At 68.9% G+C, this 14804-nt stretch carries 15 protein-coding genes; 2 read left to right on the top strand and 13 right to left on the bottom strand.

From position 1 onward, the window contains the following. Nucleotides 1-7: 7 nt before the first annotated feature. The 5 genes from metK to mihF all read right to left on the bottom strand — a co-directional run bounded on the left by metK (nt 8) and on the right by mihF (nt 3868). Nucleotides 8-1216 (bottom strand): methionine adenosyltransferase, encoded by a 1209-nt coding sequence (gene metK / locus SBI67_RS10875; protein WP_318980580.1) that lies wholly within the window; start codon nt 1214-1216, stop codon nt 8-10. Between the two features lie 112 nt (nt 1217-1328). Next, complete coding sequence (gene coaBC / locus SBI67_RS10870; RefSeq protein ID WP_318980579.1) at nt 1329-2567, bottom strand: bifunctional phosphopantothenoylcysteine decarboxylase/phosphopantothenate--cysteine ligase CoaBC; 1239 nt, start codon at nt 2565-2567, stop codon at nt 1329-1331. Between the two features lie 21 nt (nt 2568-2588). Then, the gene (gene rpoZ, locus SBI67_RS10865) at nt 2589-2897 is read right to left on the bottom strand and encodes a DNA-directed RNA polymerase subunit omega (protein ID WP_266046446.1); all 309 of its coding nucleotides are present in this window, start codon (nt 2895-2897) and stop codon (nt 2589-2591) included. Nucleotides 2898-2952: 55 nt separating this feature from the next. Continuing rightward, complete coding sequence (gmk, locus tag SBI67_RS10860; protein WP_318980578.1) at nt 2953-3531, bottom strand: guanylate kinase; 579 nt, start codon at nt 3529-3531, stop codon at nt 2953-2955. Between the two features lie 19 nt (nt 3532-3550). Continuing rightward, entirely contained in the window at nt 3551-3868 is a 318-nt protein-coding gene (mihF, locus tag SBI67_RS10855) for an integration host factor, actinobacterial type (protein ID WP_011894593.1), read from the bottom strand. A gap of 424 nt (nt 3869-4292) precedes the next feature. Between mihF and SBI67_RS10850 the strand changes: the two genes are divergently transcribed. Continuing rightward, nucleotides 4293-4436 (top strand): hypothetical protein, encoded by a 144-nt coding sequence (locus SBI67_RS10850; protein WP_318980577.1) that lies wholly within the window; start codon nt 4293-4295, stop codon nt 4434-4436. Further along, nucleotides 4409-4876 carry a DUF2330 domain-containing protein gene (locus SBI67_RS10845; RefSeq protein ID WP_318980576.1) on the top strand — a complete coding sequence of 156 codons (468 nt, stop codon included), beginning with the start codon at nt 4409-4411 and terminating at the stop codon, nt 4874-4876. The genes SBI67_RS10850 and SBI67_RS10845 overlap by 28 nt, the downstream gene beginning before the upstream one ends. Here the strand turns inward: SBI67_RS10845 and pyrF are convergent. The 8 genes from pyrF to SBI67_RS10805 form a co-directional block, all read right to left on the bottom strand. Further along, on the bottom strand, nt 4864-5664 hold the full coding sequence (gene pyrF, locus SBI67_RS10840) for an orotidine-5'-phosphate decarboxylase (protein WP_318980575.1): 801 nt from the start codon (nt 5662-5664) through the stop codon (nt 4864-4866). The genes SBI67_RS10845 and pyrF overlap by 13 nt on opposite strands. Continuing rightward, complete coding sequence (gene carB / locus SBI67_RS10835; RefSeq protein WP_318980574.1) at nt 5661-9005, bottom strand: carbamoyl-phosphate synthase large subunit; 3345 nt, start codon at nt 9003-9005, stop codon at nt 5661-5663. Before carB ends, pyrF begins: the two co-directional genes overlap by 4 nt. After that, entirely contained in the window at nt 9005-10129 is a 1125-nt protein-coding gene (carA, locus tag SBI67_RS10830; protein WP_318980573.1) for a glutamine-hydrolyzing carbamoyl-phosphate synthase small subunit, read from the bottom strand. Before carA ends, carB begins: the two co-directional genes overlap by 1 nt. Next, entirely contained in the window at nt 10126-10629 is a 504-nt protein-coding gene (locus SBI67_RS10825) for a PH-like domain-containing protein (RefSeq protein WP_318980572.1), read from the bottom strand. The genes carA and SBI67_RS10825 overlap by 4 nt, the downstream gene beginning before the upstream one ends. After that, on the bottom strand, nt 10626-11909 hold the full coding sequence (locus tag SBI67_RS10820; RefSeq protein WP_318980571.1) for a dihydroorotase: 1284 nt from the start codon (nt 11907-11909) through the stop codon (nt 10626-10628). The genes SBI67_RS10825 and SBI67_RS10820 overlap by 4 nt, the downstream gene beginning before the upstream one ends. Further along, nucleotides 11906-12862, bottom strand: coding sequence for an aspartate carbamoyltransferase catalytic subunit (locus SBI67_RS10815; protein ID WP_318980570.1), 957 nt, complete (start codon nt 12860-12862; stop codon nt 11906-11908). Before SBI67_RS10815 ends, SBI67_RS10820 begins: the two co-directional genes overlap by 4 nt. After that, entirely contained in the window at nt 12859-13443 is a 585-nt protein-coding gene (gene pyrR / locus SBI67_RS10810; RefSeq protein WP_318980569.1) for a bifunctional pyr operon transcriptional regulator/uracil phosphoribosyltransferase PyrR, read from the bottom strand. Before pyrR ends, SBI67_RS10815 begins: the two co-directional genes overlap by 4 nt. Nucleotides 13444-13511: 68 nt before the next feature. Then, nucleotides 13512-14795, bottom strand: a complete 1284-nt coding sequence (locus tag SBI67_RS10805; protein ID WP_318981306.1) for an MFS transporter — start codon at nt 14793-14795, stop codon at nt 13512-13514. Nucleotides 14796-14804: the final 9 nt, after the last annotated feature.

Raw genomic sequence — 14804 nt, 5'->3', positions numbered from 1 at the left:
GACTCCGTCAGACGGAAGCCTTGAGCTCCTCGACCTTGTCCAGGCGCTCCCACGGCAGATCGACATCGGTACGCCCGAAGTGCCCGTACGCGGCGGTCGGGGCGTAGATCGGGCGCAGCAGGTCCAGGTCACGGACGATGGCGCCGGGCCGCAGGTCGAACACCGCGGTGATGGCCTTCTCGATCCGGGCCGGGTCCACCGTCTCGGAACCGAAGGTCTCGACGAACAGGCCGACCGGGGCGGCCTTGCCGATGGCGTAGGCGACCTGCACCTCGACCCGCTCCGCCAGCCCCGCGGCGACCACGTTCTTGGCCACCCAGCGCATCGCGTACGCGGCCGAGCGGTCCACCTTTGACGGATCCTTGCCGGAGAACGCGCCGCCGCCGTGCCGGGCCCAGCCGCCGTAGGTGTCGACGATGATCTTGCGACCGGTCAGGCCGGCGTCGCCCATCGGGCCGCCGACGACGAAGGTGCCGGTCGGGTTGACCAGCAGCCGGAAATCGGAGGTGTCGAGGGTCTCGTGGTCGAGGTCGGCCAGCACCGTGTTGACGACCTTCTCCCGGATGTCCGGGGTGAGGGTGCCGTCCAGATCGATCCCGGCGGCGTGCTGGGTGGACAGCACGACGGTGTCCAGCCGGACCGGGGTGGTGCCGTCGTACTGCACGGTGACCTGGGTCTTGCCGTCCGGGCGCAGGTAGTCCAGCACCCCGTTCTTGCGCACCTCGGTGAGCCTTCGGGCCAGCCGGTGGGCCAGCGCGATCGGCAGCGGCATGAGCTCCGGGGTGTCCTTGATGGCGTAGCCGAACATCAGGCCCTGATCGCCGGCGCCCTGCAGATCCAGCGGGTCACCGGCGCCCTCGACGCGGGTCTCGTGCGCGGTGTCGACGCCCTGCGCGATATCGGGCGACTGACGGCCGATGCCGATGTTGACGCCGGCGGTCTCCCCGTCGAAGCCCTTGTCGGAGGAGTCGTACCCGATGTCGAGGATGCGCTTGCGCACGGTGTCGTTGATATCGGCGAACGCTTCCTTGGCCGACGTGGTCACCTCACCGATGACGTGCACCTGGCCGGTGGTGACGGCGGTCTCGACTGCCACACGCGATTTGGGATCGGCGGCCAGCAGCGAGTCGAGGATCGAATCGCTGATCGCGTCACAGATCTTGTCGGGGTGTCCTTCGGTGACCGACTCGCTGGTAAACAGTCGACCTGTGCTCACAGTGCCTTTTCCTCCAGGTAGTTAGGTAGTCGAATCGTATACGCGCTCACTGCGAGCCAACCTGCAACCCCCGACCGGCGCAACCCTTATCCGCAGGTTGATACCGGCGGGATCACTCCGTTGCCAGGAACGCCCCGATCGCGTCCACGATACGGCTGGCCATCAAAGTCTTCGAGCCGTGTGGCAAAGCCGCCTCGGTGCCGTCGGCCCCCAACAGCCAGCCGGTGTTGTCGTCCACCTCGAACGCCTTGCCCTCGCCGACGGCGTTGACCACCAGCAGGTCGCAACCCTTACGCTGCAGCTTCGCCCTGGCGTGGAACAGCACGTCGCCGTTGGCGTCCCCGGTTTCGGCCGCGAACCCGACGATGGCGCGCATATTGGGCAGCTGGCCGTCGGCGCGGGCGCGCACGGCACCGGCCAGCACATCGTCGTTGCGGATCAAGTCGACCGAGGACGGTTCGCCGGCACCCTTTTTGATCTTGGCGGTCGCCACCTGGGCGGGCCGGAAGTCGGCGACGGCGGCGGCCATCACCAGCACGCTCGCCTCGGGGGCATGTTTGGACACCGCATCGCGCAGCTGCGCCGCCGACCCGATATGCACCACGTGTACGCCGGCCGGATCGACCAGGCCGGAGGTGTTGCCGGCGATGAGGGTCACCTCGGCGCCACGCTGGGCGAGCACCCGTGCCATCGCATAGCCCTGCTTACCCGAACTGCGGTTGCCGATGAACCGCACGGGGTCCAGCGGCTCGCGGGTGCCGCCGGCGGTCACCAGCGCCTTCACCCCGGCCATGTCGTAGGGCAGGGCGTCGCCGCGCTCCAGCAGCAGCGCGGCAAGGGTGGTGATCTCCTCGGCCTCGGGCAGCCGGCCCGGCCCGGTGTCGGCACCGGTGAGCCGCCCGGAGGCGGGTTCCAGGACCACCGCGCCGCGGCGGCGCAAGGTGGCGACGTTGTCGACCGTGGCCGGGTGAAACCACATCTCGGTGTGCATGGCGGGGGCGAACAGCACCGGGCAGCGCGCGGTCAGCAGGGTCGCGGTGAGCAGGTCGTCGGCGCGCCCGGCGACGGCACGGGCCAGCAGGTCGGCGGTGGCCGGGGCCACCACCACCAGATCGGCCTCCTGGCCGATGCGGACGTGCGGGACCTCGTCGACGTTCTCGAAGACCCCGGTGTGCACCGGATGACCCGACAGCGCCTCGAAGGTGGCGGCGCCGACGAATTTCAGCGCCGATTCGGTGGGGACGACACGGACGGAATGCCCGGCCTCGGCCAGCTGGCGGACGACCGTGCAGGCCTTATAGGCAGCGATGCCGCCGGCGACACCGACGACGATCCGCTTGCGTGCGGTCATGTGTCCCGCCGGCGCCGTGCGCTACTCGCCGCCCTCGGCGTGCTCCAGCAGATCGCCGTGGATCTCGCGCATGGCGATGGACAGCGGCTTCTCCTGCAGACCCGGCTCGACCAGCGGGCCGACGTACTCCAGGATGCCGTCGCCGAGCTGGTTGTAGTAGTCGTTGATCTGACGGGCGCGCTTGGCGGCGTAGATCACCAGGGCGTACTTGCTCGACGCCCGGTCGAGCAGCTCGTCGATGGGCGGGTTGGTGATGCCCAGCGGCGTGTCGTAGGCACTGGCGGCGTCGAGGTTCTCGACAGAGGTCACGGAGATTCTCCCGGCTGTAATCGGTGATAGAGAAGATGCAGTTGGTGGCCGTGAGGCGGCCGGAAAAGGCAGTCGGTTAGCGGGCCACCAGCAAGGATACCAATTCCGCGCACGCCGACTCCAATTGAGTGTTGACCACCACCACGTCGAAGTCGGTCTGGGCGGCCAGTTCGGCACGTGCCGTGGCAAGCCGCCTGGCCTGCACCTCGGGGCTCTCGGTGCCGCGGCCGGTCAACCGTTCCTCCAGCGCCTCCCAGCTGGGGGGCGCGAGGAACACCGTCGTCACCTCCGGCATCGCCGCCTTGACGGCACGGGCTCCGGCCAGATCCACCTCGATCAGCACGGGCGAACCGTTGGCCACCGCAGCGCGGACGGGCTCGGCCGGCGTGCCGGAACGGTGCAGGCCGCCGTGGATTTCGGCCCATTCCAGCAGTTCACCGGCGTCGATCAGATGCTGGAACTGCTCGGCACTGACAAACCGGTAGTCGACACCGTCGACCTCACCGGGCCGCGGCGCACGTGTCGTCGCGGACACGCTGAAATACAGGTCGGGAATCCGGTCGCGCAGGCAGCGGACCACCGTGGATTTCCCGACGGCGGACGGGCCGGACAGCACCACCACGGCAGCCCTGCCCGGCCCTCCACCAGTGTTCACTTATTCGTTCGGTCCGTGCTCAGGAGAAGTCGAACTTCTCCAGGAGGGCCTTGCGCTGACGGTCGCCGAGGCCGCGCAGGCGGCGCGTCGGGGCGATCTCCAGCTCGGTCATGATCTCCTGAGCCTTGACCTTGCCCACCTTCGGCAACGCCTCCAGCAACGCGGAGACCTTCATCTTGCCCAAGACCTCATCGGTCTCGGCGTCGGTGAGCACCTGCTTGAGGTTGGTGCCGCCGCGCTTGAGCCGGTCCTTCAACTCGGCTCGCGCTCGACGTGCGGCAGCAGCCTTCTCCAACGCTGCCGCGCGCTGTTCGTCGGTCAACTGGGGAAGGGCCACGGGGTTCCTCCGTCTCTCGCCATCTGTTGTTTCATCACGGCTGGATTACGTAACCAGCCAGCGACGACGACCGTACCCACGCATCCTGACGAAAGCTAACCCCACCCCCGGCTAATGGGGCCAAAAGACCAGCGTGTAGGGCGCGCGCGGGATGCCGCCGCCCTTAGCCGCGGCTGCCCGCGGCGTCCGGGGTGTCGGCGCCCCGATACCCGATCTACCTGCATATCCAGGGCTTTTCGCGTCAAGGCGACATGCTCGTCTGTTCGTCGGCGTCGGGCCGCAGCGTCGCCGGTCCGACGATTCTGGCGGTCGGATAAGAATTCTTGCTGGTCACGGCGCGTCGGCGTGTCGGGGCCGTCCCGCCGGGCTGGGCGACCGGCCAATCCGCTCGTGGCGTGGGCACCCGACCGGTAGCTTTATGCCGGTGCGGGTCGCCCACCGGTCGTTTTATGCCGTGCTGATGCTGCTGGCCGCGCTCATCGTGCACACCGCGGCACCGGCGTGGGCCTGCGGATGCGGGGCCTACATTCCCGACCGCTGGTGCCCGGCGCCGCGGGCGAATCGCTGACCGGGACGCTGCAGCCGCTACGGCTGTCGTTTGCCGCAGACACGGTCGTGTACCCGATGCGGCTGTCCCGGTCGGCCACCGCCCCGCAGACCGTCGTCCTGTCCCTGTTGGCCGCACATCGGATGGATCCCGTGCAGGTGCCCGTCGCAGGCACCGCGCCCACACTGCAGTTCGCCGGTCCGGTCGACAGTGCGGTGCTGGCGCCGTATCTGGACGGTGTCGGCTACCTGACCCGCTGGACCGATCACCTGAACGCCCCGCAGGACATCGACGACGACTACCTGTTCGCCCGTGCCGAAGCCGACACCGACTACCAGCAGGTGATCTTGCGCACCCGCAACCGCGGCGACATCACCGGCGCGCTGATGTTGGGGCTGGTGCTCGTCGGCGGCGCGGCGGCGCTGACCGTCGCCGTCCGGAGCCGCCGTCAGGCCAGGTAGGCGACGGCGTCGCGGAGCTCCTCGGCGCGGGCCCGCACTGCCGCGACGTCCGGTCCGGCGCGCAACACCTCGCGGGACACCGCGGGCAGCACCCTGGCACCGAGCCGGCCGAGATCCTCGGGACGGCCGCCCTGCGCGCCGAGGCCGGGAGCCAGCACCGGACCGTCCAGGGCAGCCAGATCCGGCAGGTCGGTCAACGTCGCACCCACCACCACGCCGACCGAACCCGGCCCGCTCGAGCGGTTCTCCGCACCCGCGGCGTCGACGATCGACTGGGCGACGGTGCGCCCGCCTGCGGTGGCCAGTTGCACGCTCGCACCCTCCGGGTTCGAGGTGGCCGCCAGCACGAACACTCCCCTGCCGTGGGCGGCGGCGGTGTCCAGTAGCGGGCGCAGTGATTCGAACCCGAGGTAGGGCGAGGCCGTCACGGCGTCCGAGGCCAACGGCGAGTCGCCGACCCAGGCCCGCGCGTACGCGGCCATCGTCGAACCGATGTCACCGCGTTTGGCGTCGGCGAGCACCAGCACACCCGCGGCGCGCAGCCCGGCAATGCAGTCCTCCAACACCGACAACCCGTTCGCCCCGAAGGCTTCGAAGAAAGCCACCTGCGGTTTGACGATCGCGAACCCGCCGAACGCCTCGACGCAGATGTCGGTGAACCGGCGCAGGCCCTGCACCGACACCGGCAGCCCCCATGCGGTGAGCAGTTCGGGATGCGGATCGATGCCCGGGCACAACGGCCCCCGGGCAGCGACGGCCTCGGCGAGCCGCGTCCCGAACGGGGTCACGGGGTCGCGCCCAACTGGCTGTGCAGCTCCTGCAGCGACCGCACCCCGATATCGCCGCGGATACCGGCCTCGATGCCCTGCACCGCGGCCGAGGCGCCCTGCACCGTCGTCACGCACGGGATGTTCACCGACACCGCGGCCGACCGGATCTCGTAGCCGTCGATCCGTGGCCCGGAATTGCCGTACGGGGTGTTGATCACCATGTCCACCTGGCCGGCCCGGATGGCGTCCACCGCGGACACCTCGGGCCGCCCGGCACCTGGTTCCTCGAAGTTCTTGCGGACCACCTCACACGGAATACCGTTGCGGCGCAACATCTCCGCGGTGCCCTCGGTGGCCAGCACCCGGAAGCCCAGGTCTGCGAGGCGTTTCACCGGGAACACCAGTGAGCGCTTGTCCCGGTTGGCCACCGACACGAACACGGTGCCCGAGGCCGGCAGCGACCCGTAGGCGGCGGTCTGGCTCTTGGCGAAGGCGGTACCGAAGTCACGGTCGATGCCCATCACCTCGCCGGTGGACTTCATCTCCGGGCCGAGCAGCGAATCGACCTGCGAGCCATCGGCTTTGCGGAACCGGTGGAATGGCAGCACGGCTTCCTTCACCGCGATCGGCGCGTCCGGCGCCGCGGTGGCGCCGTCACCCTCGGCGGCCAACACACCCTCTGCTCGCAGCTGGGCGATGCTGGTGCCGAGCATGACCCGGGCGCAGGCCTTGGCCAGCGGCACCGCAGTGGCCTTGGACACGAAGGGGACGGTACGGCTGGCCCGCGGGTTGGCCTCCAGCACGTAGAGCACATCGTCCTTGAGCGCGTACTGCACGTTGAGCAGCCCGACGACGCCGATACCGTGCGCGATCGCCTCGGTGGCCTGGCGGACCTTCTCGATATCGGTGCGGCCCAGGGTGACGGGCGGCAGCGCGCAGGCCGAGTCGCCGGAATGGATCCCGGCCTCCTCGATGTGCTCCATCACGCCACCGATGTACACCTCGGTGCCGTCGCACAGCGCGTCGACGTCGATCTCGATGGCGTCCTCCAGGAAGCGGTCCACCAGCACCGGATGCTCCGGGGACAGCTCGGTGGCGCGCTCGATGTAACCCTGCAGCGTCTCCTCGTCGTAGACGATCTCCATACCGCGCCCGCCGAGCACATAGGACGGCCGCACCAGCACCGGGTAGCCGATATCGGCGGCGATCCGGCGGGCCTGCTCGAAGCTGGTGGCGGTGCCGAACCGGGGCGCGGGCAGGCCGGCGCTGCGCAGCACCTCACCGAATTCGCCGCGGTCCTCGGCCAGGTCGATGGCCTTGGGGCTGGTTCCCACGATCGGCACCCCGGCCTTCTCCAGCCGCTCGGCCAGCCCCAGCGGCGTCTGGCCGCCCAGCTGCACGATCACACCGACCACGCCAGGGCCGCCGGCCCCGGATGCCTGCTCGGCGTAGTAGACCTCCAGCACGTCCTCGAACGTCAGCGGCTCGAAGTACAGCCGGTCGGCGGTGTCGTAGTCGGTGGACACCGTCTCGGGGTTGCAGTTGACCATGACGGTCTCGAACCCGGCGGCGCTCAGCGTGGTGGCCGCGTGCACGCAGCTGTAGTCGAACTCGATGCCCTGCCCGATCCGGTTGGGGCCCGACCCGAGGATCAGCACCTTGGGCTTCTCGGTCTGCGGGGCCACCTCGGTCTCGGCCGCCGGGTCGAGTTCGTAGCTGCTGTAGTGGTACGGCGTGCGGGCCTCGAACTCGGCGGCGCAGGTGTCCACGGTCTTGTACACCGGGTGGATGCCGAGCCGTTCGCGCAGCGCCCGCACCCCGCCCTCACCGGCCAGTTCGGGTCGCAGCGCGGCGATCTGGCGGTCGGACAGGCCGCTGTTCTTGGCCCGGCGCAACAACGCCACATCCAGCACCGGGGCGTCGACCAGTTCGGCGCGCAGCGCCACCAGGGTGGCGATCTGATCGACGAACCACGGGTCGACCCCGGACGCCTCGGCAACCTGCTCGACGGTGCCGCCCAGGCGCAGCGCCTGCTCGATGTCGTAGATCCGGCCGTCGGTGGCCGTCCGCAGGTCGGTCAGCAGCTGATCGAGGGTGGCGTCGCGGTCCGGTCCGGTCCAGAAGCCCGCCCGCTTGTTCTCCAACGAGCGCATCACCTTGCCGAGCGCCTCGATGAAGTTGCGGCCCAACGACATCGCCTCGCCCACCGATTTCATGGTGGTGGTCAGCGTGGGGTCGGCACCCGGGAACTTCTCGAAGGCGAACCGGGGCGCCTTGACCACGACGTAGTCCAGCGTGGGTTCGAAACAGGCCGGGGTTTCCTTGGTGATGTCGTTGACGATCTCGTCGAGGGTGTAGCCGATGGCTAGCTTGGCGGCGATCTTCGCGATCGGGAAGCCGGTGGCCTTGGACGCCAGTGCACTGGACCGCGACACCCGGGGGTTCATCTCGATGACGATGAGCCGGCCGTCTTTCGGGTTGATGGCGAACTGGATGTTGCAGCCGCCGGTATCGACCCCGACCTCGCGCAGGATCGCGATGCCCAGATCGCGCATCACCTGGTATTCGCGGTCGGTCAGCGTCATCGCCGGGGCCACGGTCACCGAATCACCGGTGTGCACACCCATCGGGTCGAAGTTCTCGATAGAGCACACCACCACCACGTTGTCGTGGTGATCGCGCATCAGCTCGAGCTCGAATTCCTTCCAGCCGTAGATCGATTCCTCGATCAGGACGTTCGCCGACGGGGACGCCGCCAGGCCGTCACCGGCCATCCGTTCGACATCCTCGGCCGAGTACGCCATGCCGGAGCCGAGCCCGCCCATCGTGAAGCTGGGGCGCACGACGACGGGTAACCCGAGGTCGGCCACGGTGTCGCGGACCTCGTCCATGGTGAAACACACCCGGCTGCGCGCGGATTCACCGCCCACCTTGGCCACGATGTCCTTGAACTTCTGCCGGTCCTCACCCCGCTGGATGGCGTCGAAGTCCGCGCCGATCATCTCGACGCCGTAGCGTTCCAGCACACCGTTCTCGTACAGCGCGACGGCGGTGTTCAGCGCGGTCTGCCCGCCCAGGGTGGCCAACACGGCGTCGATCTTGTTGCCGCGCTCGGCCTGCTGGGCGATCACCTTCTCCACGAAGGCCGGGGTGATCGGCTCAACGTAGGTGTGGTCGGCGTACTCCGGGTCGGTCATGATCGTCGCCGGGTTGGAGTTGATCAGCGTCACCTGCAACCCCTCGGCGCGCAGCACGCGGCAGGCCTGGGTGCCCGAGTAGTCGAACTCGGCGGCCTGGCCGATGAGGATCGGCCCGGAACCGATCACCAGCACGTGGTTGAGGTCGGAACGGCGTGGCATTACTTTTCCCCTGCCATCAGGTCGATGAATTGGTCGAACAGGTACTCGGCGTCGTGTGGACCGGCAGCCGACTCGGGGTGGTACTGCACCGAGAATGCCCGTCCGTCAATCAGTTTGATGCCCTCGACCACCCCGTCGTTGGCGCAGGTGTGGCTCACGATGCCGCGACCGAACGGGGTGTCGAACTCCTCGCCGGCCTCCCCCTCCAGGGCGAAGCCGTGGTTCTGCGCGGTGACGGCGACCCGGCCGGTGGCGTGGTCCAGCACCGGGATGTTGATGCCGCGGTGGCCGAAGGTCATCTTGTAGGTGGACCGGCCCAGCGCCCGGCCCAGGATCTGATTGCCGAAACAGATGCCGAACAACGGTATTCCGGCCTCGAGCACCTGGCGGGTGACCCCGACGATGTGGTCGGCGGTGGCCGGATCACCGGGCCCGTTGGACAGGAACACCCCGTCGGCTTTGAGATCGGCGATCTCGTCGAAGGTGGTCGCGGACGGCAGCACGTGGGTGCGCACGCCGCGGCGGGCGAAGTTGCGCGGGGTGTTGGTCTTGATGCCGAGGTCGACGGCCGCCACCGTGAAGCGCTGTGCGCCGAAAGGTTCCACCACGTAGCGGGTGTCGGTGGACACCTCACCGGCCAGGTCGGCACCCAACATGGACGGCTGGCTGCGCACCCGCGCCACCAGCTCGTCGGTGTCGGCCAGGCTTTCTCCGGAGAACACCCCGGCCTTCATCGAGCCGGCGCTGCGCAGATGCCGGACCACGGCGCGGGTGTCGATCCCGGCGATCCCGACGATGCCCTGGCGCACCAGTTCGTCCTCAAGTGTGCCGGTCGCGCGCCAGTTCGACGCCCGCGGCGACGGGTCCCGGACGGCGTAGCCCGCGACCCAGATCTTGTCGCCGTGACTTTCGGCGTCCTCGCCGTTCCAGCCGGTGTTACCGATCTGCGGTGCGGTGGCGACGACGATCTGGCGGTGATAGCTCGGGTCGGTCAGGGTTTCCTGATAACCCGACATGCCGGTGGAGAACACCGCCTCACCGAGGGTCTGCCCGATCGCGCCGAACGGGACGCCGGTGAAAACCCGGCCGTCCTCCAGCACCAACACTGCCTTCTGGCTGGTCACGCTGCTTCCTCCCTGACCCATTTCATGTTCTCGTTGCGGTCGTCGGCCCGGAAGCCGGTATCGATCTCGGTTCCTGACGGCAGCTTCCAGCGGATCGCGAGAATGCCGTCGTGGGTCATGGCCTTGCCGGTCATGGCTCGCTCGGTACGGATCACCACGATCGATTCGTCGGGGATCCAGATCGGCCCGGAACCGATGCGCTGCACCATGATTCCCTCCGGGTAGCGGGTCAGCGCGCCCTTGGCGCGGAAGCCCAGTCCCCCGGCGGCGATCCGGTCGTTCCAGTGCGGGACCAGGGTGCTGCCGACGTAGAGCCCCTTGGTCGGCCCGATCAGCGCCGGTCCGACCGTGTCCGGCAACGCCGGCAGCGCCCCGATCAGCTCGGCCTGGCGCTGCGCGCGATGCAACCAACCGCGCAGCATCTGCCGGATCAGGAAACCGATCAGCACCGCCAGCACGGCGGCCATGATCAGCGACCCGATCAGCGTGGGGGTGTTCATGAGCCGACCTGTCCGTCCCGCGCGGTGATCTTGCCGCGCAGCAGGGTCAGCGTCACCGTGGCCGGCAGGGTCATCGACTCGTAGGGGGTGTTGTCCGAGCGGCTGGCCAACGCCGGACCGCTGACGGTCCAGGTGGCGTCCGGGTCGATGACGGTCAGGTTGGCGGGTTCGCCGACCTCCAGCGGGCGCCCCTGGTCGGGCAGCCCGACGATGGCAGCGGGCGCCTCACTCATCACCCTGGCGACGTCGCGCCAACTCAACAAGCCCGGTTGCACCATGGTCTGTACGACCACCGACAGCGCCGTCTGCAATCCCAGCATGCCCGGCCGCGCGTGCGAGAACTCGCAGCACTTCTCGTGTTCGGCGTGCGGCGCGTGATCGGTGGCCACACAGTCGATGACACCGTCGGCCAGCGCCTGGCGCAGCGCGGCCACGTCACTGGCCTCACGCAGCGGCGGGTTCACCCGATTGCGCCCGTCGTAGTCGGCCAGCACCGCGTCGTCGAGCAACAGATGGTGCGGGGTCACCTCGGCCGTGATCGAAATACCTTGGCCCTTGGCCCATTTCAGCAACTCGACGGTGCCCGCGGTGGATGCGTGGCAGATATGCACCCGGGCACCGGCGTCACGGGCCAGGATCGCGTCGCGCGCGACGATGGACTCCTCGGCCGAGCGCGGCCACCCGGCCAGCCCCAGTTTCGCGGCGTTGGGTCCCTCGTGGGCCACGGCGCCGACGGTCAGCCGCGGCTCCTCGGCGTGCTGGGCGATCAGCACCCCGAGCCCGCTGGCGTACTCCAGCGCACGACGCATCACCAGCGGATCGTCCACGCAGATGCCGTCATCGGAGAACATCCGCACCTGGCCCACCCCGGCGGCCATCAGGCCCATCTCGGTGAGCTGCTTGCCCTCCAGCCCGACGGTGACCGCGCCTACCGGGTGCACGTCGACCAGGCCGACCTGTTGCCCACGGTGCCACACGTGGTCGGTCACCACCGCGCTGTCGGCGACCGGGTCGGTGTTGGCCATCGCGAACACCGCGGTATACCCGCCCAGAGCGGCTGCAGCCGAACCGGTTTCGATGTCCTCGGCGTACTCCCGGCCGGGCTCGCGCAGGTGGGTGTGCAGGTCGACGAAACCGGGCAGCAGGATCTGGCCGGCGGCATCGATCACGGTGTCACCGGTCAGGCCCGCGCCGATCTGGGCGATCTGCCCGTCGGCCACCAGCACGTCGACCGGCTCACCCTCGCCGTAGAGCCGCACACCCTTGATCAGGACACTCACGAAACCACCTCTGCCTTGTCGGCTTCTGCGCCCACCAGCAGGTGGAACAGCACCGCCATCCGCACATGGACGCCATTGGAAACCTGTTGCAGGACTGCCGATTGCGGCGCGTCGGCCACCGAATGCGCGATCTCCATCCCGCGCAGCATCGGGCCGGGGTGCAGCACGACGGTGTCCTCGGCCAACCGCGCCAGCCGCTTCTCACTCAACCCGTAGCGCACCGAGTACTCCCGGGTGGACGGGAAGAAGCCGCCGTTCATCCGCTCGGCCTGCACCCGCAGCATCAGCACGGCGTCCGCGCCGGGCAGTTCGGCATCCAGCTCATGCGACACGCTGACCGGCCAGTCCGCGACCCCGACCGGGAGCAGCGTCGGTGGCGCGACCAGCACCACTTCCGCGCCGAGGGCGCTCAGCAGTTCGACGTTGGATCGCGCGACCCGGCTGTGCAGGATGTCGCCGACGATGACCACCCGCCTACCTTCGATCGAGCCCAGCCGCTGCCGGATGGTCAGCGCGTCGAGCAGGGCCTGCGTGGGATGCTGATGGGTGCCGTCACCGGCGTTGATGACGTTCGGACCGGTCCCGTCGGGTTCCGCTGTCCACTTCGAGAGTTGTTGCGCTGCACCCGAAGCCGGATGCCGGACGATCAGGGCGTCGGCCCCGGCGGCGCGCAGGGTGAGGGCGGTGTCACGCAGCGATTCGCCCTTGGCCACCGAGGAGCCCGAGGCGCTGACGTTGATGACGTCTGCGCTCATCCACTTGCCGGCCACCTCGAACGACACCCGGGTGCGGGTCGAGTTCTCGTAGAACATCGTGATGACGGTGCGTCCGCGCAGCGTCGGCAACTTCTTGACCTCGCGGCCCAGCAACGCCTCACGGAACCGGTCCGCGTCATCGAGGATCGCCGTCGCCTCGTCGCGGGAGAGGTCGGCGGCGGACAACAGATGCTTCATGAGCGGCTCGGTCCTCCGTGGGGGGCGATCTTCACACCGTCGTAGCCGTCGCTCTCCTGCAAGCGCACCTTGACGTTCTCGCTGCGCGACGTCGGGACGTTCTTGCCGACGTAGTCGGCCCGGATCGGCAGTTCCCGGTGGCCACGGTCGACCAGCACGGCCAGCTGCACGGCCCGCGGGCGACCGATATCGCGCAGCGCATCCAGGGCCGAGCGGACCGAGCGACCGGAGTAGAGCACGTCGTCGACCAGGATCACCAGCGCACCGTCGATGCCGCCGGGCGGGATCGAGGTGACCTCCAGCGGCCGCGGCGGTTTGATGTTGAGGTCGTCGCGGTACAGCGTGATGTCCAACGCGCCATGGGCCAGCTCGATCCCGGCGAACTCGTGGACCTTCTCGGCCAGCCGGTTGGCCAGCAGGACCCCACGGGTAGGAATGCCGAGCAGCACCACCCGCGGCGCGTCGGGCGCGTCCAGCGCGGTCTTTTCGATGATCTGGTGCGCGATGCGGGAAACGGTCCGGCTCACATCGGCGGCGGACATCAATTCCCGGTCGGCGTGTGCGGCATCAGCGGTGCCCACGATTAACCCGGACCTCCTTCTCCGCCTCTCGGGACGGATCGTTAAAGGACGTCGAACTGCCGGGTAGCTTAGCAGGCCACCTCGGCCGGGTCGTCGGCCAGTGGTGTGCCCTTCGTCTCGGGCAGCGCCACGGTCGAGGCGATGCTGACCACCACGAAGACCGCCATCAGCGCGCCCACCGACCAGCTGCCGAAGTCGCTGACCAGCACTCCGGCGATCAGTGGCGGCACCGCGCCACCGACGATGCCGGCCAGGTTGAAGGCCAACCCGGCGCCGGTGTAGCGGTAGCGGGTGGCGAAGATCTCGGGCAGGAACGAGGCGATGGGTCCGTAGGACGTGCCGAAGATGCAGAACATGCCGCCGATGGCCAACGCGAACAACCACGGCGAACCGGTGTCGATCATCGGCATCACCAGAAAGGCCCACGGCAGCGCGACGACGAATCCGGCCAGGATGATCCGGCGCCGCCCGTACCGGTCGCACAGCACCGCTGAGATGGCGGTGAACGTCATCAACGCGACACCGGCCAGCACCCCGACGGTCAGGATGAGGGTGCGCGGATGGCCGATCTTGGTGGCGGCGTAACTGAGTAGGTAGGTGCCGCCCAAGAAGCTCATGGTGAAGATGCCGACCATGCAGCCCGCGGCGAGCAGCACCTGCGGGGTCTGGCTGCGCACCAGCTCGGTCAGCGGTGCCCGCGGGACGGCGTTGCGGCGCTGCTCCTCGGTGAACACCGGGGTCTCGTCGATGCTCAGTCGTACGTACAGGGCGACGATCACCAGCAGCCCGCTCACCAGGAACGGCACCCGCCAGCCCCACTCCAGGAACACCGGGCTCTTCTCCCCGATGGTCACGTTGGCGAGGAGGAACACCAGGTTGCTGGTGGCCAACCCGGCACCGGCGCCCAGCTGGGTGAACATGCCGTATTTGCCGCGCTGCGCACTCGGGGCGTACTCGGCCGACAACAGCGCCGACCCCGCCCACTCCCCGCCGACCGCGAACCCCTGGCACAACCGCAGGGTGAGCAGGATGACGGGCGCCAGCACCCCGATCGATGCCGCGCTGGGCACCAGCCCGACGGCGAAGGTGGAGACGCCCATGATCAGCAGGGTGGCGATCAGGGTCTTCTTCCGTCCCAGCCGATCACCGAAGTGCCCGAACACCGCAGCACCCACCGGGCGGGACAGGAACGCGGCCGCGAAGGTGGCCAGCGACGAGATGGTCCCCATCGTCGGACTCAGGTTGGGGAAGAAGATCTTCGGGAACACCAGCGCGGCGGCCGTGCCGTAGATGTAGAAGTCGTAGAACTCGATGGCGGTGCCGACGAAGCTGGCGAAGGCCACCTTCTTCATCGGAGCCTG

It is taken from the genome of Mycolicibacterium chengduense (genome assembly GCF_033741155.1).
Classification (GTDB): domain Bacteria; phylum Actinomycetota; class Actinomycetes; order Mycobacteriales; family Mycobacteriaceae; genus Mycobacterium.
The sequence above is the reverse complement of the archived record's forward strand: the minus strand, read 5'-3'. Positions and strand labels throughout refer to the sequence as shown.